The organism is Streptomyces halobius, from assembly GCF_023277745.1.
Classification (GTDB): domain Bacteria; phylum Actinomycetota; class Actinomycetes; order Streptomycetales; family Streptomycetaceae; genus Streptomyces; species Streptomyces halobius.
In genome coordinates this window covers 1963046-1983022 of the sequence record NZ_CP086322.1, presented here as the reverse complement: position 1 = coordinate 1983022, position 19977 = coordinate 1963046, and the positions used below count along the sequence as shown (strand labels likewise).

Sequence of the window (19977 nt, the reverse complement as noted above, 5' to 3'; positions counted from 1 at the left end):
GGGGCCGGTGGTGGGGCCGGGACGAGGCGGTGAGCGCGTACGCCGCGTCGGGCCAGGCGCCAGGCCCCGGTTGGGGTGGGGGCCGGCGTCCGCGAGCCGGTGGTCGTAGGGCGGGCGGTCGCCGAGATAGGCCCTGGTCGCGCGCTTGGACGGTCATCGAGGTGAAGGCGCGCATGCGGGCGCGGGCGACCTCGCGCTTGGCCAGGATGCCGAGCCGCACCATGAGTTCCTCGTGACCGGCGGTCTGTGGATCGGCGCCGCCCAGCTCAGGGATCCACACGGGGATCATGTAGTGGGCGAAGAGCGGCGCCATGACGGTGAATTGGGTGCCGTGGAAGGCGCGTTCACTGGAGCCGATGACGATGACGAAGGCGTCGAAGTCGCGGTCGGGCTCGGCGGGCTCGGCCAGGAGGGCGGCTGGCCTTGGTGTCCGCCCCCTTCGGGGGGCGGCCCCTTCCGGGACGCCGTCGGCCGATAAAGACGCCGTGCTGATCGTCGACGGCACCCTGGTCCCCACGCGGGATCATACGGTTGCCGAGCAGTCGAAGAACTACCGGTACTCGATCAACCACCAGGTCGTCACCGACGCCGACACCCGACTCGTCGTCGCCGGCGGCCGGCCGGTCACCGGCAACCGCAACGACTGCAAGGCGTGGGAACTGTCCGGTGCGAAGGCCGCCGTCGGCCGGACCACGGTCATCGCGGACGGCGGCTACCGGGGCACCGGCCTGGTCATCCCGCACCGCCGCGAACGCGGACAGACCGAACTGCACGCATGGAAGGAGGAGTACAACGCCTCCCACCGCAAGATCCGGGCCCGCGTCGAGCATGTTTTCGCGCGGATGAAGACCTGGAAGGTCCTTCGCGACTGCCGTCTGAAGGGCGACGGCGTTCACACCGCGATGCTGGCATCGCCCGGCTGCACAACCACGCCCTCACGGGATAACTCCCGACCCCTAGGAGACCGGAGAGGTCCCAGGGAGGCGGCTCCCGACCTCTCCTGCTCGGAGGATGCTCAGTCGAGACAGAACTCGTTGCCCTCGATGTCCTGCATCACGATGCACGAATCATTGCCGTCATACAGGAGTCGCACGCGTACCGCGCCGAGCGGGACCAGTCGTGCGCATTCGGTCTCGAGCGCGGCCAGGCGTTCTTCCCCCACGAGTCCGGTACCGACCCTCACGTCAAGATGCAGCCGATTCTTGGCGACCTTGCCTTCGGGGACGCGCTGAAAGTACAGTCGCGGGCCCACACCTGAGGGATCACTGCAGGCGAACCATGAACCCTGATCCTCGGGAGCCTGGGAGCGGTTGACATCGTCCCAAGTGGCGAACCCCGCCGGTGGCGGCGGTACGACGTACCCCAACACCTCGCACCAAAAGCGAGCGAGACGCTCAGGTTCCGCACAGTCGAAGGTGACTTGGAACTGCTTGATCGATGACATCGGCGCACCGTAGCAGGGGGACTCTGTTGCTCATCTCCCGGTAGGGATCCGCACGTTGTCGGGAGGACGGTCCCTGCTAGCCGCTGCTGTGTCGTCCGGTCGCAGGGGTGAACGATGTCGGTGCCTCCAAAGGGTGGGACCCAGAATCCAATCCCGGCCAACCCCCTCGTGCCAAAGATCAGTTACGGGACAACCCCTGCCGCAACTCACCCCGCATCACCGGCATGTGCATATGGTGCGTGTCCCCTCGTCCCCTCGGACACTCTCCCTATGCACATGAAAAGAAGAGGGTTGTGATTCCACAGTCACAGCCCTCTTTTCATGTCGAGGGTGAGGGTGAGTCCGAAGCCCTCGTTCACGCGGGCGGGGTCTTTCCGCGTGAGGACGAGATCACCGACGTCTCCGGAGCCCAGCGGGTTTGGTCGGCGCTCCCGGACACAGGGCTGCTGCACGAGGCCGTGTCCCACGCCCCGGAACAGCGTCCGTCGCTGGGCCCCGAAATCCGTGAGCAGTTGCGGGAGACGGGTATGGGCATCCAGGCGTGGATCCGCCGGTCGGCCCTCTACGACCGGATAATGAACCATTTCTACGGCATCACGGCGCGGACGGCACACGCGATCTGCTCGGGTTCTGCTACGAGTTCCTCACCACGGGCCCGGACGACCCGTTCTGGTACGCGCGCCAGGACGGTGCGAGCGGTGCCGTCCCCGGCCCGGGTGCGCTCGCCGGGCACCGGACGCTCGCCCGTGTGCCGCCCACACCGTCTTCTTCCGGACGACCGCACCGGAGAACCGCCGAACGCCCGCCCTCTGCTCGTCGTGAACCGCGTGTACAGCGGCTTCAGCGGGGTGGTCGCACGGTGGGCGGCCATCCCCGCGCTGCACGAGCGGGTCGACGAGGCCGTCACCGGCTGGCTGCATGACCTGCACCCGGGATGCCGCGTCTACCGGATGTCGGCCCACGCGGACTGGATCGAATTCCAGCGCCCCGCCGTGCGCGGCCTGCCTCGTGTCGGTTGGGGCCCCGAGCTGGCCGAGCTCGGCCGTGCCGCGCGGGATCTACGGGGCTCCACCATCAGCCACGACCCGTCGACCGGCACCCTTCAGGTCAGGGACGCCGACGGGGAGCCCGCGGCCTTCGCCTACCTCGGCGTCGTGCCGCCCCGCTCGCTGCACGCAGTGGACCGGATCCTGGCGATCCTCAGCGACCCGTGGACCCTGGCACCGAGGCGCTGCCCGGCCGCCACCAGCACCGTGCCGCGAATGGACAGGACGGACGGCCACGGGCCACCGAGTACATCGCCATGCTGAGGCAGGGAACGTCATGTCGTAGGTGAGCCAAGCTGCTGGTGGATCTCGGCTTCGTCCTCGGGTTCGGCCTGCGGGACGACGACGGCGAGGTCGCTGACGGACCGGACGAGGCGGGCGATCTCGTCACGGGACATGCGGCCGCTGGGGCCTTTGGCGGCAGTGCGCAGCTCGGCTTCGGCGCGGGCTCGGCTGGCCTGGGTTTCGGCGGTCCATTGGGTGACGAGGGCGGGGCCGGCGCCGGCTTCATGCGGCGCGGTGAGTGGCGCTTGGCATCACAGTCGGCGATCAGCGCGCGGGCAGCCTGGGCTGCGGCAGTGTCCTGTTCGGGGCTGCCAGGGGCTCAGCAGGGCTCAGGGGAACTTACGGGTGTCGCTACAGCTAACCCGAATTAAAGCTCGAATTCGCGGAGTAGAAACATTGGGCTGCCTAGCCTGGCCGCTAGCTTACGAAAAACCTCGGAGATTATGCCATGCGCTTGGCTGAGCGGCTCCCGATATGGGCCCGGATTTCTCTCGGCAGCCCATTGGAAATCGTGTTCGTTTCGATGGGGATTCTTGTCGTCTCGGAGGTGCTGGAACGCCTGAGTGTTCCAGCACCTCAGTTTCTCCTCGGTATGCTTGCGGGGGCCGTCATCGCGTTGCGCGGCAGAGCGCCTCGCCGGCTGTCGAACAACCTCGACCAGGGGGTGCAGGGGCTGATCGGCGTCATGATCGGCGCCTACCTCCAGGTCTCGGTGCTGCGCGAAGCGATCGGTGCCATGCTTCCGCTGACGCTGCTCACCCTGGTGACGACCGTGCTCAGCCTGGGGATCGCTCTCATGGTGGCCCGTACAGGCACAATGGACCGGATCACCGCGACGCTCGGCATGATCGCCGGCGGGTCAGCAGCCGTGACGTCCTCTGCGAAGGACCTGGGGGCGGATTCCCGGGTCGTAGCGTTTATGCAGTTCACAAGGGTTGCCTTGATATCAGCCACAGCGCCGCTGGTGTCCGTGATCATCGCCGAGCCGCAGGCCGCTGCTTCCGGAGCGGACGGTGCGAGCGCGGCGGGTGGGTGGACATGGAGCGTGGTGCCGCGAGGCGACCAGCTCGCCGGAGTGTGCGTCGCCCTCGTCCTGGCCACCGCAGGTACGCGCCTGGCCCGACGTATCGGACTGCCCAGCCCGGCGCTCCTGGGGGGCATGCTGCTCTCGGGGCTCGTCACAGCTCTCGGACTGACACACGGCTACTCGCCGACAGGGCCGTTCAAGCACATGCTGATGGTTCTCGTCGGACTCGAAGTGGGCCTGCGCTTCGACCGCGGGACCATCAAGGCGCTCTCACGGATGATCCCGCTGATATTGGGAGCCATCCTGCTGCTCAGCGGTGTCATCGGGCTGATCGCCATCGGCCTGGCCTCGACACTCGGGGTGAGTCGGACCGATGCCTACCTTGCGACGACTCCCGGCGGGATCAACGCGGTCCTCGCCAGCGCCTCGGCCACCCATGCACATCTGGGACTGGTCTCCAGTGTGCAGACCCTGCGGCTGTTCCTCATGGTGCTCCTCCTGCCGGCGGTCCAGTCCTGGCTCTCCCGAAAAACCGCTCAGCACACCAGCCAGTGACCACGATCAGCGCCCACCGCAACGGACAAGTACGCCCCGCAGCCCACCGGCCAGCCGGTGCCGGGGGACGACGTCCCTCACACACCGCGGTACCGACGGTTCTCATCGACAGCCCGTGAAGGGCAGGCGGGGGGCCGGCGCAGCCGGGAATGATGGAGGTGGCTTCGTTTTCTCGTGCCGCGGAGTGTTGACCCGCTCGGCGATGTCGAGGCTGGGGTGGGTGGTGGCAAGGTGGGTCTCGAAGCGGAGGGCATCGGCGACCGAGTGCAGACTCGCCTGCAGGATGAGGTTCTGAGTGCCGCTGACGGCGGCGCAGTTGCGGGTCTCCGGCAGCGGATGAGCCTGGTGGGAGGCTCTGCCGTCGCGTACCAGGCGGGCGGTGATCGCTCGGTCCCTGCTAGTGGCTGCGGTCTTGTGCACGTGCCGGCCTTCGGGCGCGACGGTGGAGACCATCCCGTCGGGGGCGGTGCCCCCGGTGATGCGCCAGCACCCGTCGCGGCCATCGGAGTCTGAAGCCGGTTCGACGTCCTGGCCCGATGCCAGGGTCAGGATGCCGACCGCGTTCGTGGCCCTGTCACCGAGCTGCTGCTCGGGCAGGTGACCCAGCAGCCGCAGCGCGTCACCCACCAGGGCATCGACCAGCGCGGCGCGGGCCTGTTCGTCGTTCCGGGCGATGCGAGTTGCCCGGGTCAGCGTAGTCGGCCTGCAAGCGGCCTTCCGCCGCAGGTCGCAGCGCAGTTCCTGGACTGTCTCGAAGTCCGAGAGCCCGTGCAGAGCCTGCTGGATGATCGTCCCGGCCAGGGTCTACGGGGGCGTGCCCGGACGGCCGTTCGCCGACACGTACATGTCCCGCGAACATCACCGCCGGGAACAGCGCCTCGCGGTGCCCGGCCAGGAAACCGGGCTGTATGACGCGGGACGGCATCCGAGCGGCCGAGTAGTTCGCAACGCTGGGGCTGCACGGGCAACGTCAGCGGGTTCGACAGGGTCACGGTGCTGGTCATCGCCGCTGTCGTCCGACCCCGATTGTTGTCGGGGGCGTTCGGGGGGTGCGGGTCGCCAGTTTCTTGGCGGCCGCCAGCGGATCCCAGTTGTGGGGGTCGTGGTGGGGGTGGCCGTTGCCCAGGACCGTGCCGGCGTGGATCTCCGCGCCCAGGTCGCGGTTGAGCGCGGCGCCGGCGGCGTGCAGTCCGGAGAGCATGGCTCCTTCCACGGCGGGACCCCACGCAGTGGAGGCGCCGCACAGGTACAGGCCGTTGATCTCGGTGCGCACGCCGGGGCGGAAGGGGCCGAACTGGGTGATGGACATCTCCAGCCCGTAGGGGGTGCCTGCACTGGATCGGGTGTAGCGATGCTGGGTCACCGGCGTGGCGGCCTCGCGCCAGAGAATGTGGTCCTCGATGCCGGGGATGACCTCGCTGACCCGCTGGATCATGATCTCCGTGAAGGCCTCCTTGATGCGGAGGTAGTCGACGTCGGCTCGGTAGCTGTCGTCACCGACCTCGGGCCAGCCGCCGAGCCCCCAGGCTTGAGGTTCGTCCGGCACCAGGGTCATCACCTCTAGCACCGATGAGCCCGCCGGGGCAGCCGTCGGGTTGTCCGGGTCCTTGATGGTGGTCACGCTGATATAGGCGGGCAGCCGCTTGCGTGCTTGCTCGATGCGCTCGTCGAGGGTGTACCCTCCCCTGTTCTCAGCCAGGTCCTTGAACAGCGAGGTGACGTCTTCGGAGGTGGGGACCGAGTAGAAGTTGGTGTTCGGGATCCGCTCGCTCAGGTCGATGTCCACGCCGAGGTAGCAGTTGAAGAACGACTGCGACATCCGGAAACGCTCCACCCGCCGGACGGTAGAGCGGCGCAGATGCCTGCTACCGACGAGGTCGAGATAGGTCTTCTTGATGTCGGCGTTGGAGACCACGATCGGCGCGGTGAACCGGGTGCCGTTCTCGAGTTCGACGCCGGTCACGGTCTTGTCCTCGACGAGGATCCGCTTGACCGGGCAGCGGGTACGGATCTGGCCACCGTGGGCCACGACAACCTCGCCGAGGCGCGCCGAGAGCACCTGTCCGCCGCCTTGGGGGAACCAGGCCCCGCTGCTGAGGAAGTTCTGCAGCATGAACGCGTGCACGGCCACGGGTGTGCGATGCGGCGGGCTGGCGTAGGTGCCGTACTGCACCGCCATGGCGGCCTTGAGCCGCGGGCTGAGCCGGTACGCATTGAGCAGCAGCGTCAGCGGGAGCATCGCCCATCGCGCCGCCAACCCGGCCCGTTGCGCGAACATGGCGTAGCCGCGCAGCGAGGCCGGGGTGCTGCTGTGGTCGATGCTGCCACCGATGCGCCGCAGTATGCCGACGACCTTACGGATCTGCCGCTGTTCGGCGGGAAAGGCAGCGCACAGGTTACGCACGTAATTGTCCCAGCCGACCGGGATCTTCAACGTCAAATCGGGAAAGACGATGGTGTCGAATCCCGAAGAATCCAGCGGCAGGAACTCGACCTTCTTGTCCAGACCGACACCTCGCAGAATCGTCGGGATCTGGCCGTCCGGCCCGCAGTCGCCCAAGTAGTGCACGCCGACGTCGAACTCCCACTTCCCGGCACGCCGGAACACGTGGGTGCACCCGCCGATCACGTCGTAGGACTCCAGGACCAGGGTGCGCTTGCCAGCCGCCGCGAGATAGGCGGCGCTGACCATTCCACCCACTCCCGAACCGACCACGATGGCGTCGAAGCGGTGGGTATCGGGTCCCGAACGCGTCTCGGACGGCTCCATCGTGGTTTCCTCTCTCCGGGGCTGCTGTGGCGTCGGCCTCCGATGTCATACGCAGGCCCACCTAGGTGTTACTGCTAGTAACACCTACCGCAGAGTAATAGAATGAACGGTCTACCACAAGACATCGTGACGAAGGGAAGGCTTCGATATGGCCCCCGGGCCGCGTGAGCGACTCATCAGCAGCGCGATCGGCCTCGTCCGCCGCCACGGCGTGGCCGGCACCGGAATCACCGAGTTGCTCGCGGCCAGCAACGCCGCACGCAGGTCGGTGTATCAGCACTTCCCCGGCGGCAAGCATGAACTCATCGCGGAATCCACCCGCGTTGCCGGGAAGGCCATCAGTGCCGCGATCGCCACCGCAGCCACCACCGACGACCCGCTCGACGGCCTGGCGTCGTTCGTACGGGGATGGAAGGACACCCTCACTGCCAGTGACTTCACCGCCGGGTGCCCGATCGTGGCCGCCGCCCTGGCCGGTACCGATGCCCCAGGGGTGCCCGCGGTCGCCGCCGCCGCCTTCGCCGAATGGAACGACCTGATATCCGCGCAATTGGCCACCGCCGGGATCGAACCCGAGGCCGCCCGATCGCTGGCCACCATGGCGATCAGTTCGGTCGAAGGCGCCGTCGTCCTGGCCATCTGCTCACGCTCGCTCCAACCCCTGGACCGCGTCCACCGACACCTCACCGAACTCGTCGAGCACCACCTTCCCAACACCGCACCATCGACCACAGACGCGAAGACCGCGTATGCCCCGCGGCCGTGAGCCGAGAGCCCGGCTGCGATGTGCGGGCCTGTACAGAGAACGGCTCTGCCACGCAATCGGGCTCTGTCACGTAATCGGCTCTGTCGCGTAATCGGTGGTTGCAGCCCGCAGCGATCACCGGAGGAGGATGCGGCGGCGGATGAGGGTGAATCCGGCTCGGCCGTGCATCTCCTTCGGCGGCCGTTGTGGTGCGGGGTGGTGAGGCCGGCAGCGACGGCGCGGCGCTTCGCCACCCTCCAGTTCCCCCGCCCCGCACCTTCTCGGGTTCATGCCGCGGCGGCGCAGAGTGCGTGGAAGTGGGTTGATCAGCGGTGGGTCGTCCGGGGTTCACTGATCCGGTCGGCGACGCGGATGAGGTTGCAGACCATCGCGGTCAGAACGTGCTGGCAGGGCAGTGTGCGCTGTTCGGGTGACGGCGTTGTCAGGCGCGGGTCTGCGGTGGCGAGGTGGGTGAGGGTGGGGTGCAATGACTATGCCCGATAAGTTCTTTTCCTGGCTTGAGGAGGAGCTATGTCACCCGCGGTTGTGGAGTTCATGGAGGACCTCGCGACGGACGTCGCCAAGCAGCGCGCTTTCCGTGAGGCACCGGAGCAGTACCTCGCCGACTCGCGACTGCCGGAGCAGCAGCGGCAGGCGGTGCTGTCGGGCGAGGCGGAGCAGGTGCGGTCGATGATGGCCGAGCACAGCTCGGTGAAGGAGCGCCCGGGCGCCATCATCGTCGTCGTCGCGATCGCGCCGGACGAGGACTGAGCAGCGGCAGACTGCGGATTCGAGTTTGAGGAGTGGGTGGCCCGGTGACGGTGACCAGCAGTAGGGCAGAACTCATTGTGGTCGGTACCGGTTACCGGGCCATCGGCGATCTGACACTGGAGGCGAAGGCCAGCATCGTGCAGGCGGACACGGTGCTGTGCCTGGTCGGTGATCCCATGGTCACCGGCTATCTGGCGCGGCTGAACCCGTCGGTACGCACGCTGGACGGCTTCTACGCCAAGGGCAAGCGGCGGCAGGAGTCCTACGAGGAGATGGTGCGGGAGATCCTGGCCGAGGTCCGCCGGGACCGGTTGGTGTGCTGCGCGCTGTACGGGCATCCGGGGGTGTTCGCCTACCCGGGGCATGAGGCCGTGCGCCGGACCAGGTTGGAGGGGATCCCGGCGCGGATGCTCGCGGGCTCCTCGGCCGAGGACTGGCTGTTCGCGGACCTGGGGCTGGACCCCGCGACGTCCGGGTGTCAGAGCTTCGAGGCGAGCGACTTCCTGCTGCGCCGGCGCATCTTCGATCCGACCAGCCTGCTGGTGCTGTGGCAGGTCGGTGTGATCGGTATGACCGACCGCGACCTGGACTTCGACGCGCGCGACGGTGCGGCGCTGCTGGCTGAGCGGCTGGTCGCGGCGTACGGCGGCGATCACGAGGTGACGGTGTACGAGGCGTCCCCGTATCCGGTGACACCGCCGCGGATCAGCCCGGTGCCGCTGGCCAAGCTGGCCGATACGCAGCTGACGGCCATCTCCACGCTCGTGGTGCCGCCGCTGCCCGCCCGCCCCTTCGACCGCGAGGTGCTGGCCCGCATGCGCACGGCCGTCTGACCGGCACCGGCGGGATCGGGCCGGCAGCGGTGCCGCCGGGCGCGGCGTGCAGGCGGGCGGTAGGTGTGCTTCACACCCGCGCGGGCGTGGGTGGCGCCGGGTGGAGATCCTCGCGCAGCAGGCCGTACAGGCACACGTCCCGCCAGGCCCCGTTGCGGAACGCGGCGCCGCGCGCCATGCCTTCGCAGACGAAGCCGACCTTCTCCATCCCCGTGCGCGCCGGGACGTTCTCGGCGTCGACGTGCGCCTCCAGCCGGTTGGCCTGGGTGTGCGCGAACAGGTAGTCGATCAGCCACCGGAACGCCTGCTCACCGCTTCCCTTGCGGCGCTCCTGCGGGAGCATGCACAGCCCGAGGTTCCAGGCGTGGGAGGTGGTGTTGTAGGCCATCCTCCGCCAGGAGGCCAGTCCGATCGGCTTGTCCTGGTCCACCACGGCCAGCACTCCGCCGTCGTCGCCCAACAGGTCTGTTTCCGCCCAGCGGCGGCGCAGTCCGCTGCTGAAGCCCGTCCACGCGTACGGGCCGAGCATCGCGGGGTCCTGGGCGAAGCGGTCGAGCAGGTGCAGGTCCTCCTCACGGAGCGGGCGACAGATCAGATCCTCGTGCATACCCAGACATTAGCGACATTCATAGAGATAAGGGCACGAGCGATGATGGACTGGCGAGTCGGTGTTTGGACCGCCGTCGGGTTGACCTACGCGACCTGGTCCGCGGCGGAAGCCACTTGGATGGCCAGGCGGCGGGGGAGCGGTGGCAAGCCGCTGGTGTCCGAACGGCGCAGCACCCTCATCATGGTCGGCGCGGGTGTGCTCGGCGAAGTCGGCGCGGTGGCGCTCGCCTGGCGCGCACCGACCGTGCCCCTGGCCGCCGACCGCACCAGGGCGGCGGCCGCCGCCCTGCCCGCCGTGTGGGCCGGCCTCGCCCTGCGCTGGTGGGCCGTGCGCACCCTCGGCACCCACTTCCGCGCCACCATCGACATCCGCGAAGACCAGCCCGTCGTCCGCACCGGCCCGTACCGGCATGTCCGCCATCCCTCCTACACCGGCGGCCTGCTCGCCGTGGCCGGCGCCGCCGCCGTGCTCAACGATGCCCCTGCCTGGCTGGTCCTTACCGGTAGCACCGTGGCCGCACTGCTGTACCGCATCCATACCGAAGACGCCATCCTCATCCACCACCTCGGCCCCGATTACACCGACTACGCCGCCACCACCCCCCGCCTCATTCCCAAAGTGTGGTAGCCGCGGTCCGCGGCGGCTCTTCCGGCCTGCGGCAGAGTGCCGGCTCCGTACGTCCGCGGTGGGGCGATGATGGCGGGCTCGGTACCGTGCGTCTTGGGGCGGTACCGGCCCGTCGCTCTTACTGATCGTTTCAGAATGAGTTCGGTGTGGCGGTTGGTAGTTGAGGGCGACGTCAGACAGGGCTGCGGGGTGTCACGCTCTTGTTCCTGATGATCTGCGGGAGCGGATCGCCCCGCTGTTCCCGGCTCGTCCGCCGCGGCGGCGCCGCTTCCCCGGCAGGCTGCCGGTGGACGACCGCGTTGCCTTGGCCGGCATCGTCTACGTGCTGTGCAAGCAGGTGAGCTGGCGGGATGTCCCGACCGAGCGGATCGGCTGCAGCGGGGTGACCTGCTGGCGCCGTCTGCGGGACTGGACCGAGGCTGGCGTGTGGCCCCGCCTGCCCCGAAATGACCGCCCTCGCCCAACTGGTCCGCCAGTTCGCCAAACCTTCTCCCCGGCCCTGGGCAACGACGCCGCACCCACGAAGTGGATCAGCGGCGCGCGTGCCGTCGACCTGCCCTACCTGCATGCCTTCGCCACCGGCCGCGAACTCGACCGCGCGGCCGTCGATGCCGGCCTCGGCGTGAGCGCCAGCAGGCTGGATGAAGAAGACATGTCGACAGGCGTGCGGTGCCGTCCACAGTGCACTTCGAAGGGTGCCATCCGGCAGATCATGTAACGCCGCGCGCGGTGAAGTGACGGCCAGTAACATGTCTGCCTCGTGACGCAGAAAAGCGTCCTTGTTACTGGGGGTGTGGGGTGGCGCTGGACGGGCCGAGCCTGGGCAAGATGCTGGAAGACGTCGCGGAAGGGAGGATCCAGCTCCCCGACTTCCAGCGGCAGTGGAAGTGGGACGACGATCGGATCCGTGCCCTGTTGGCGACAGTGACGCTTGACTATCCGTTGGGTGTTGCCATGACGCTGGAGACCGGCGGTGAGGCTCAGTTCAAGGCCCGGCCGCTGCATGGCACCGGGGTGGACCCGGTCGTCGTCCCGGAACAGCTGCTCCTCGACGGACAGCAGCGGCTGACGTCGTTGTTCCAGGCGCTCAAATCGGAGCGTCCGGTGGAGACGACCGGTGCGCGGAACAAGCCGCTCAGGCGCTGGTACTACATCGACATCGCCAAGGCGGTGGACGACACGGCGGACCGGGATGAGGCCATCCTTTCTGTCCCGGAGGACCGGATCGTACGGGGCGCGTTCGGCCGTGGCACGGCCTGGAACCTTGCGACGCGGGAGAAAGAGTGTGAGAGCGGTCTGTTCCCGTTGAATCTGCTCTTCGAGCCGGAGCAGACCGGGAAGTGGCACCGTGCCTATGTCAGCGGTGCCGACGACCGCTGGGACCTGTGGTCGGCGTTCCAGGCCCGGGTCATCGACACGGTCAAGGGGTTCAAGGTCCCGTTGATCCGTCTGCCGAAGGAAACCCGCAAGGAGGCGGTGTGCTCGGTCTTTGAGCGGGTGAATACCGGTGGCGTCGTCCTCAACGTATTCGAACTGCTCACAGCGACCTACGCGGGTGACGCGCTGTATGCCGAGCGAAACGGTGGCGAGGATTTCAGCCTCATCGAGGACTGGCGGGCGATCAAGGCCGCACTGTGCTCCGATTACCCGGTGTTCGGCACTTTGGACAAGGAGAGCGGCCAGGAGACCGGGCTCACCAGTTTGGATTTTCTCCAGGCCATCGCTCTGGTGCGAACGTACCGGCGTAAACGGGATTTCCTGGCAGAGAATCCGGGTGCGACGAATCCGCCGGCGGTGAGCTGTAAACGTCGGGATCTGCTGCACCTCCCGCTCGCCGACTACACGCAGATCGCCCCGAAAACGGCGGAAGCGCTCTCCTGGGTCGGCCGGTTTTTGGCTAAACAGCATGTGTTCCGTGAGCGCGACCTGCCCTATGGATCTCAGGTGGTCCCCCTTGCGGCCATCGGGGTCATCCTCGGAGATACGGTGGAGGACCCGGGCGTCCATGAAAGGCTCGCACGCTGGTACTGGTGTGGAGTGCTCGGCGAGCTCTACGGAGGGGTCACGGACACCCGGTTCGTCCGGGATGTCGAGCAGGTGGTCAGCTGGATCAGGGACGGTGGTCCGGAGCCCGACACCCTCACGGAAGCGACCTTCCAGGAACAGCGCCTGCACCGGCTCTCCTCTCGCAACAGCGCAGCGTACAAGGGAATCTACGCTCTATTGATCAAGGATGGGGCAATTGACTGGTACTTCCACGGAGAGCCGATCAGCGAGCAGTCGGTGATCGGGCAGTACGTGGACATCCGTCAGGTCTTCCCGAAGACGTGGTTCGAGCACAACGGCATGGACAGCACCCGTATGAACAGCATTGTGAACAAGACCCCGCTGTCCTACCGTGCGCAGCAGATCATGGGGACCAGCGAACCCTCGGCCTTCCTGTCCTCCTTCGAACGGCATACCGGTAGTCCGGGCGACTGGTTCGATGACATCGTCAGCACTCATCTGATTGATTCCAAGACGCTGCGCACGGACGACTTCGAGGCTTTCTACCGGGACCGGACGGTCAGACTTCTGGGACTCGTCGAGCGGGAGATGGGCAAAGCCGCGGTCCGTGAGGGGGCGAGCGATGGCTACGCCGGATGACGCGACCGTCAAAGGGCTGGAAGGTACGACCCTGCCGATCCGCGACATCCTGTCCTTGTGGGGATTCCGGATCCGTGACCACGTGTCCGTCCCGCAGGTCGAACTCGATCTGAGAAATGTCGGCCTGACCACAGTGCCGGACTTTGCCGTCGGGGCACTGGACGACAAGATTGCCGTCGTCCCGGTCACTCGTGAGCAGGACGGGTGCGTCGGCACCGATGATGCGGACAGTGGCTCTGCTCCGGAGGCCGCCGACGGAACTGAGGACATCGAAGAATCCGTCGGTATGTTCCCGCAGGCGGCGATGCGGGTCCACGACCTGCCATCTGCCCATGGAGTCACATCGATCGCCCCTGACGATCCCCTCCCGCTCGCGATGGGAAGGATGGCGGAGCACGGATATTCACAACTTCCCGTGCTCGACATCGCAGGTACTCTGCATGGGGTCATTACCTGGGCATCGATTGCCCATATGCACGCGACCGGTCGCAAGCCGTGCCTCGCCAGTGCGATCACCAGCGAGTACGAGATCGTCAATGCGTCGGCTCACCTTTTGCCGGTGCTACCGCTCATCCAGGCCCACGAGTTCGTCCTGGTCCGAACTGCGGACGGGCGGGTGAGCGGCATCGTCACCTCTGCTGACCTTGCCGGGGAGTTCGGTGCGGTCGCCCGGCCCTTCTTCACCCTTGGGGAGATTGAGCGGCGACTTCGGCGTTCTCTGGGCCGGGTCTACGGTGAGGCTGACGTCCAGAAGGTGCACAAGAAGAAGACATCCGTCGACGAGATGATGTTCGGCGAGTACATCCGGCTCCTGGACAATGAGGAACGCTGGCGCAAACTGGGCTGGCCCGGTGTTGACAGGGAGCACTTCGTCGGACTGCTCAGTCGCGTGAAAGACGTCCGCAACACGGTCATGCACTTCAACGCGCCGTCGCTCAGGCATGAGCAACTCGACCTGCTCGACCGCTTCGTATCCATGCTGCGGCTGTACGACCCGGACTACGGAGCGAATACCGCCTGAAGGAAGATCGATCCTGACATGGGCGGTGGTGCTTGCCCGCGGCATGAATTCGTGACGACGCCGAGGCTGACTGGAGGCGTGTCGCCGGGTACGCGCTGCCGGCGTGTCCACCCAAGGTTCCTGCCGAATGGGATGACTCCGCACTGTGCCGGTGCCGTCAGGAGGGCGCAACTCGCTTCGTGCCTTTGGGCATCGATTTGCGCGGCACCGCGGGGCGGCGCGCCGGTGATGCCGCTGAGGGGTGGGCCAGGTCGGTGGATTCGCGGCCGAGGTAGTCGGCGGTGCCGCCGGGTGAGGCGTTGCCGCCGGCGATCGCGGCCAGTACGGAGTGGTGGAGCGCGACGTCGTGGAGGTCGGGTTCCTCCGCCGGCAGATAGCGGGCCTCGCGGGAGAGGGGGCGGGCGGAATCGAGGACCGCGCGGGCGACCCAGTCGTCGGGCCCTTGTGGGGTGTCGCCCTGGGGGAATTCGCGGCGATGGGCGGGGGTTCCGCCGACGATGGCGTTGGTCAGCAGGGCGGTGCCGGGTCGGTGGGCAACTGGTCACCCGGTCGTGTGACTGGGGCTGACGGTGCCGCTTGGCGAGTGCGACTGCCCGTACGGCCAGCGGGCAACTTCTGCAAGCACCGCGTTGCGGTGGGTCTCATGGTGCTGCGGCAGGTGGACTGATTCCGCGGCAGCGGGCCGCTGCCGCCTCCAGGGCCGGAGCTCTGGAGGCATGGCTGGAATCGCTGCCCCGTGATGAACTGCTCGCGCTGGTACGGGAACGGCTCGCCGACGACCGCGAGTTGCGTCGGCGCCTGGACGTCAGCAGATGGCAGCGATCGTCGAAGAGTTCCGCGCCTTCATGGACATCCCTCACGCAGGTCCCGCACGACCGCCAGCCCCGCCAACCCAAGCCTCCTCGTCTTCAGCCCGACTGCACAACGGTCGGACAGGGCCCGAGCGCTTCAGGAATCCCGAAGTGACGTCACAGAGCCGCAGAGCACTCAAATGAGGAAGAACCCCCTGGCCACGGGGTCGGGGGCTCAGCAGGGATCAGGAGAACCCACGCGATATCGCACAAAAGGTGCTCATGCGGGGCGCCTAGGACAGGTAGCCGCGAGCTGCTTCTGGGGAACATCGCCCATCGGGTGGGGCTGGTGGAGCGGTATGGCAGCGGGGGCCGCCTGTTCGTCGGTCTGCACAAGGCGGTGGCCCAAAGGTTGCGCTGCCTGCATACAGACCGGGAGGGTGCCCACCGCCATGATGTGCGCACTGCCCGCTCCCGGCGCTGTGCAAAGGAGCTGTCGTGACCCCACATCGACGAGTTCATCGACGAGCCCGCGTCATCGGTGCCGTGATCGCGGCGTTGATCACCGTGGTGGCGGCGGCCGTCCTGCCCGGCCCCGCCTTGGCTGCTCTCCCCTCCTCCGCCTCGGCCGCCCCGAAGGCGAAGACGGAACGGGTCGAGACGGTGGTGAAAGACCCGACGATCCCCGACACGGTCGAGGAGACCTACGTCAAACTGCGCGTCCCCATGGGCGGGGCGCCGCACCCCGAGGCCTGCGACTGGATCGGCTACCTGCGTTTCCGCGCCAAGAGCGGGCCGCGTGACTCCAAGGCCGCCGACGCCGTCATGACCTCGATGCCCGGCTTCACCGGCGGCGCGGCGATGCTGACCCAGAACGGCGCCCAGACCGTCGACAAGGCCCTGGCCAAGGGCAAGCACGTCGAGTACTGGGCGATGGACCGGCGCGCCAACTGCCTGGAGGACCACCGCGGTCTGGACGCCGCCAACCGCACCCACAACCCCGACGTCGCCATCGACTACTACTGGCACGGCAAGGAGGTCGACGGGCACAAGTTCGCCGGCTGGCCGAGTGACAAGCAGCTCGGTGTGCTGGGCGACATCGGGCTGGCCCGGACCATGGACGACTGGCACGCCCTGATCTCCGAGGCCGGGCTGAACCCGCGGCGGACGCTGTGCGGCGGCCACTCGATGGGCGGCCCGCTGACGGCGATGTTCGCCTCCTGGGACTTCAACGGCACGCCCGGATGGTCGCTGTGCCGCGGTGGGTACTTCTCCATCGACACCTTCATCAGCACCGATCCGCTCGCCCTCCGCTCGTTCCCCTTCCTCAAACAGGTCCTCGACACGCTCGGCGGCCCGACCCTGGGGACGTTGAACGCGGTCATCAAGAACGGCCCGCGGAGCCTGGGCTTCACCCAGATCATGTCGCCGAAGGTCTTCGCCACCGTCGCGCTGCTCGGCCTCGCCGCCCGCTACGACGGCAACCGCGAGACCGATGTCTACAAGCGGCTCCCCAAGGACGATCAGGTGGACCTGGCCCTGCGGCTCACCAGTTCCCGGACCTACGGCCAGTTCCTTTCGGGCAAACCCCAGCTGCGCGACTTCCGCTTCACCGGGGAGGCCGCGCTCGGAGTGATGCTCAACCGCGCCTCCCAGCCGCTCGGCCTGCTCCAGCTCGGCCTGGGCACGCTCGACGGCGGGCCGGTCGGGCAGAAGTACTTCCCGGTCCCCGGACAGCTCGGCCACATCCCGTTCCTCGGCGATCTGCTCGCCAACACCGCCGGGCTGGTGAACCAGTACGCGCCCACGGACACCAAGAAGCTGTACCGGTGGCGCAACTACGACCAGGTGGGCGCCCCGGACGCGCCCAAGCAGGTCGACGACCTCGGCAAGCCGTACGTGACGCCGGGCAAGGTGGTCACCGACATCAAGCAGCTGGCGGTCTCGCTGTCCAGCCCCGGCCCGGCCGACGTGGACGAGTGGTACTTCCCGACCCGGCTGGCCGTCGAGTGGGGGCTGGCGCTCGCCGGGGTCCGCTCCGGTGACCTGGCGCACCTCAAGCACGAGGACGGCCCGAAGCGCAATCCGCAGGTGAGCGCCATCGCCGAGGAGAGCCCGATCAAGTACTGGCAGCTCATTGGGCTGGTGCCCAAGGACGCCGTCCTCGCACGCGGCTACCACCACATCGACATGGCGGCGGCCGCGGCCAGGCAGAACAACGGCAAGCCGGAAATCGTCTCGAAGACCTTCGCCGACTTCGTCGTCAAGCGGTCGGGCTAGCCGCCCACTACGATCCCTGCATGGACGCTCCGCTCTACCGGCGCGCGGCGGCCCGGATCCCCGAGGCGGCGGCCCGGATCACCGCGACACTCGCCGCCGAGGTGCCGTTCTACAGGGTGCTGCCTCGCGAGCTGCTCGACGGCGAGATCACCGAGACCGCCGCGACCAACATGCGACTGTTCTACCGGGTGGTCCGGGGGGACCGGGAGCCCGAGCAATGGGAGCTGGCGGAGCTTGCGTCCTCCGCCGCGCGCCGCGCCCAGGAGCGGATCCCCCTGGACGCGATACTCGCGGCCTGCCACACCGGTGCCCGGGTGGCGCTGGAAATGCTGGGCGAGCTGGCCGGCCCCGAGGACACCGATGCCCTGATCGCCGCCGGGCCGCGCGCCGTCCGCTACCTGCAGAGCATGATCCCTGTCGTCACCGACGCCTACATCCAGGAACAGCAGGCCCTGCACGGCGAGGAGCGCGCGGTCCGGCGGGCTCTGGTGGCGGCCCTGCTCGCCGGTGACGACCAGCTCCGCCTCGCAGAGCTGGCCGAACGCGCCGGCCTGGACCTCGCGCCGTGCTACGCGATCCTCGTGCTGCATCCCAGGCCCACCGTGGACCGGGCCTCGGCGGTGGCGACCCGCCGGATGCTGCGCCTGGTGCAGGCCGAGCTCGATGCGCACACCCCCGCCGGAGGCCACGTGCTGGCGGCCCTGGACGCCACCGGCGGGCCGGTGCTGGTGTCGGCCGACGAGACGACTCTGGACACCGAGCTCAAACGCCTCGCCGACCTGGTCGCCCGGATCGGCGGCGACGTGCACGCCGGAGCCGCCTCGGCCCCTGACCTGCAGGCCGTTCCGGCGGCCGTGCGGGAGGCCCGCGAGGCCGCGGACCTGGCCGCACGGCTGGGCCGGCCGTTCGGCCTGTACCGGTTGGACGACGTCCTGATCGAGCACCAGCTCTCCCGGCCGGGCCCTGCCCGCGACCGCCTGACGGCGATGCTCCGCCCGCTCGCCGGCCATCCGCACCTGACCGAAGCGCTGCGCTCGTACGTGGCGCACGGCTACAACCGCCATCAGGCCGCAAGCGCGATCCACGTGCACCGCAACACCCTGAACTACCGGCTGCGCCGGGTGGCCGCGCTCACCGGCCTGAATCCCGCCCACCCCGACAGCGTCCGGCTCCTGGCCGCGGCCCTGACCGTCCACGACCTCACGGAAGGTCCGGCTCGCTGAGCCGGAGGCTCCGTCCCCGGCGGAACTCCGCGGCGACATCGGCCTTTCCCCGGGCCGCCCGTACCACCGCGGTGACGCGCCGGCCTTCGGAGCGTCCCGGGACCTGTGGGACCCGACGGAACGTCGTATCAGCTCACGACGAGGTCGGTGACGACCGCGGCGTGGTCGGAGTAGAAGCGGCCCGGTTCGTGCTGCGGCAGCCGCTCGTCCACCGTGTACGAGCCGCGCACCTGCACCGGGGCCCCCTTGGCGAAGATGAAGTCGATACGGTCCGGGGTGATCAACGACGCGTGCTCGGGCTGCGGGCTCCAGGTCCGGCCCGGCGCGGCGCACACGTCCGGGTTCGCCTCACGATAGGTGTCCCGGAAGCCCGCGTCGGCGAGGACCTCGGTGGTCCTGAGCTCGTAGCTCATGCCGAAGTGGTCCGCGCAGTGCGCCCAACGGCCGTTCCAGTCGACGGCCGGGACGGTGTTGAAGTCGCCCGCGAGCAGCACCGGATCGGTGTTTCCGCCGAGCATGGCGGGCACCTGTCGGTGCACGACGTCCCGGATCTGCGGGAGTTGCGCCCCTGCCTCGGCCGCGGCCACCTGCTGCCGGGTGTAGCGGGGCGTGCGACCCGCCTGCAGATCGTGCGCATTGGTGTCGATCATGTCGCCGATCCATGGGTTCGTGTACGAGAGCCAGGTGTCGAAGAGATTCACTTTCCGCCCGCTGGGGAGTTGCACGCGCGCACCCCCGATGTTGAAGTCGCTCACCGCGTTGCCGGTCGGCTTCGGGAAGGTCGTCACCACTGTGTAGCGGGTGAAGACCCACAGGTTGTCGCTGCTGCCCGAAGTGACCCGTACCGCGGTGTAGCGGCCCTTGCCCGCCCGTGCGGACAGAGCGGTGCGGATGTCCTCCGCAGAGCCGTAGGTCTCGATGGAGAAGAAGACGTCCGGCGCGATGTCGACGAGTTGATCAATGACGCGCGGTAGGTTCTCCGCGCCGCCCAGCTCCGCGTCCTTGCCGCCGTGGAAGATGTTCCAGGACAGGACCCGCATGGACTCCGGCGCGGCAGTGGGCCGCGCAGCGGCAGGCGCGGGCACGGCGGTCCAGGCCAGTCCGGCCGCGAGCACGGTGGCGGCCCCGCGCATCAGGCGAGGGCGGGCGCGACCGCCAGGGATTCTCTCGTACGTCGGCGTCTTCGGCATGGCAAGATCCCAGCACTCGACGGCTGAGAACGGAAGAACGGGCCGTGGCCCTGCAAAGACCGGTTCGTGAAGGGGATTCCGCCCCGCGGAGTCGTGACCGCGTCGCTTGGACC

The 19977-nt window shown here is 68.2% G+C and carries 16 protein-coding genes and 3 pseudogenes; 13 read left to right on the top strand and 6 right to left on the bottom strand.

Annotation, left to right across the window (positions count from 1 at the left end):
* The first annotated feature begins 145 nt into the window (after positions 1–145).
* Together K9S39_RS09390 and K9S39_RS09385 are read left to right on the top strand one after the other, a co-directional pair.
* Positions 146–478, top strand: coding sequence for a hypothetical protein (locus K9S39_RS09390; protein ID WP_248869231.1), 333 nt, complete (start codon positions 146–148; stop codon positions 476–478).
* Positions 477–946 (top strand): annotated as a pseudogene (locus K9S39_RS09385) (transposase); the annotation flags it as partial. The gene K9S39_RS09390 and the pseudogene K9S39_RS09385, both read left to right, overlap by 2 nt.
* A 69-nt stretch (positions 947–1015) precedes the next feature.
* Here the strand turns inward: K9S39_RS09385 and K9S39_RS09380 are convergent.
* Positions 1016–1444 carry a VOC family protein gene (locus K9S39_RS09380; RefSeq protein WP_248862866.1) on the bottom strand — a complete coding sequence of 143 codons (429 nt, stop codon included), beginning with the start codon at positions 1442–1444 and terminating at the stop codon, positions 1016–1018.
* 293 nt (positions 1445–1737) lie between these two features.
* Here K9S39_RS09380 and K9S39_RS09375 point away from each other — a divergent pair, with 293 nt between their 5' ends.
* Positions 1738–2754 (top strand): hypothetical protein, encoded by a 1017-nt coding sequence (locus K9S39_RS09375; RefSeq protein WP_248862865.1) that lies wholly within the window; start codon positions 1738–1740, stop codon positions 2752–2754.
* A gap of 11 nt (positions 2755–2765) precedes the next feature.
* Here the strand turns inward: K9S39_RS09375 and K9S39_RS42040 are convergent, their stop codons facing one another.
* Entirely contained in the window at positions 2766–2888 is a 123-nt protein-coding gene (locus K9S39_RS42040; protein ID WP_283112297.1) for a hypothetical protein, read from the bottom strand.
* Between the two features lie 341 nt (positions 2889–3229).
* Between K9S39_RS42040 and K9S39_RS09370 the strand changes: the two genes are divergently transcribed.
* Positions 3230–4357, top strand: a complete 1128-nt coding sequence (locus tag K9S39_RS09370) for an AbrB family transcriptional regulator (protein WP_248862864.1) — start codon at positions 3230–3232, stop codon at positions 4355–4357.
* A gap of 390 nt (positions 4358–4747) precedes the next feature.
* On the opposite strand, the pseudogene K9S39_RS42930 reads toward K9S39_RS09370, so the two are convergent.
* Together K9S39_RS42930 and K9S39_RS09360 are read right to left on the bottom strand one after the other, a co-directional pair.
* Positions 4748–5032 (bottom strand): annotated as a pseudogene (locus K9S39_RS42930) (IS5/IS1182 family transposase); the annotation flags it as partial.
* A 325-nt stretch (positions 5033–5357) separates the two neighbouring features.
* Positions 5358–7127 (bottom strand): phytoene desaturase family protein, encoded by a 1770-nt coding sequence (locus tag K9S39_RS09360; protein ID WP_248862861.1) that lies wholly within the window; start codon positions 7125–7127, stop codon positions 5358–5360.
* A gap of 148 nt (positions 7128–7275) precedes the next feature.
* Here K9S39_RS09360 and K9S39_RS09355 point away from each other — a divergent pair, with 148 nt between their 5' ends.
* The 3 genes from K9S39_RS09355 (at position 7276) to K9S39_RS09345 (ending at position 9476) form a co-directional block, all read left to right on the top strand.
* Entirely contained in the window at positions 7276–7893 is a 618-nt protein-coding gene (locus K9S39_RS09355; RefSeq protein WP_248862859.1) for a TetR/AcrR family transcriptional regulator, read from the top strand.
* Between the two features lie 510 nt (positions 7894–8403).
* The gene (locus K9S39_RS09350; RefSeq protein WP_248862858.1) at positions 8404–8643 is read left to right on the top strand and encodes a hypothetical protein; all 240 of its coding nucleotides are present in this window, start codon (positions 8404–8406) and stop codon (positions 8641–8643) included.
* A 44-nt stretch (positions 8644–8687) separates the two neighbouring features.
* On the top strand, positions 8688–9476 hold the full coding sequence (locus K9S39_RS09345) for an SAM-dependent methyltransferase (RefSeq protein WP_248862856.1): 789 nt from the start codon (positions 8688–8690) through the stop codon (positions 9474–9476).
* A gap of 70 nt (positions 9477–9546) precedes the next feature.
* On the opposite strand, the gene K9S39_RS09340 is transcribed toward K9S39_RS09345, so the two are convergent.
* The gene (locus K9S39_RS09340) at positions 9547–10083 is read right to left on the bottom strand and encodes a GNAT family N-acetyltransferase (protein WP_248862855.1); all 537 of its coding nucleotides are present in this window, start codon (positions 10081–10083) and stop codon (positions 9547–9549) included.
* A gap of 42 nt (positions 10084–10125) precedes the next feature.
* On the opposite strand from K9S39_RS09340, the gene K9S39_RS09335 reads away from it, so the two are divergent.
* The 6 genes and pseudogenes from K9S39_RS09335 (at position 10126) to K9S39_RS09300 (ending at position 18674) form a co-directional block, all read left to right on the top strand.
* Positions 10126–10713, top strand: a complete 588-nt coding sequence (locus tag K9S39_RS09335; protein ID WP_248862854.1) for a methyltransferase family protein — start codon at positions 10126–10128, stop codon at positions 10711–10713.
* A 160-nt stretch (positions 10714–10873) separates the two neighbouring features.
* Positions 10874–11152 (top strand): annotated as a pseudogene (locus tag K9S39_RS09330) (transposase); the annotation flags it as partial.
* Between the two features lie 359 nt (positions 11153–11511).
* Positions 11512–13359 carry a DUF262 domain-containing protein gene (locus K9S39_RS09325; RefSeq protein ID WP_248862853.1) on the top strand — a complete coding sequence of 616 codons (1848 nt, stop codon included), beginning with the start codon at positions 11512–11514 and terminating at the stop codon, positions 13357–13359.
* The gene (locus K9S39_RS09320) at positions 13343–14380 is read left to right on the top strand and encodes a CBS domain-containing protein (RefSeq protein WP_248862851.1); all 1038 of its coding nucleotides are present in this window, start codon (positions 13343–13345) and stop codon (positions 14378–14380) included. Before K9S39_RS09325 ends, K9S39_RS09320 begins: the two co-directional genes overlap by 17 nt.
* Positions 14381–15669: 1289 nt before the next feature.
* The gene (locus tag K9S39_RS09305) at positions 15670–17451 is read left to right on the top strand and encodes a hypothetical protein (protein ID WP_248862850.1); all 1782 of its coding nucleotides are present in this window, start codon (positions 15670–15672) and stop codon (positions 17449–17451) included.
* Positions 17452–17471: 20 nt separating this feature from the next.
* Positions 17472–18674, top strand: a complete 1203-nt coding sequence (locus tag K9S39_RS09300; RefSeq protein ID WP_248862849.1) for a PucR family transcriptional regulator — start codon at positions 17472–17474, stop codon at positions 18672–18674.
* 128 nt (positions 18675–18802) lie between these two features.
* Here the strand turns inward: K9S39_RS09300 and K9S39_RS09295 are convergent, their stop codons facing one another.
* The gene (locus K9S39_RS09295) at positions 18803–19807 is read right to left on the bottom strand and encodes an endonuclease/exonuclease/phosphatase family protein (protein ID WP_248862848.1); all 1005 of its coding nucleotides are present in this window, start codon (positions 19805–19807) and stop codon (positions 18803–18805) included.
* Between the last annotated feature and the right edge of the window lie 170 nt (positions 19808–19977).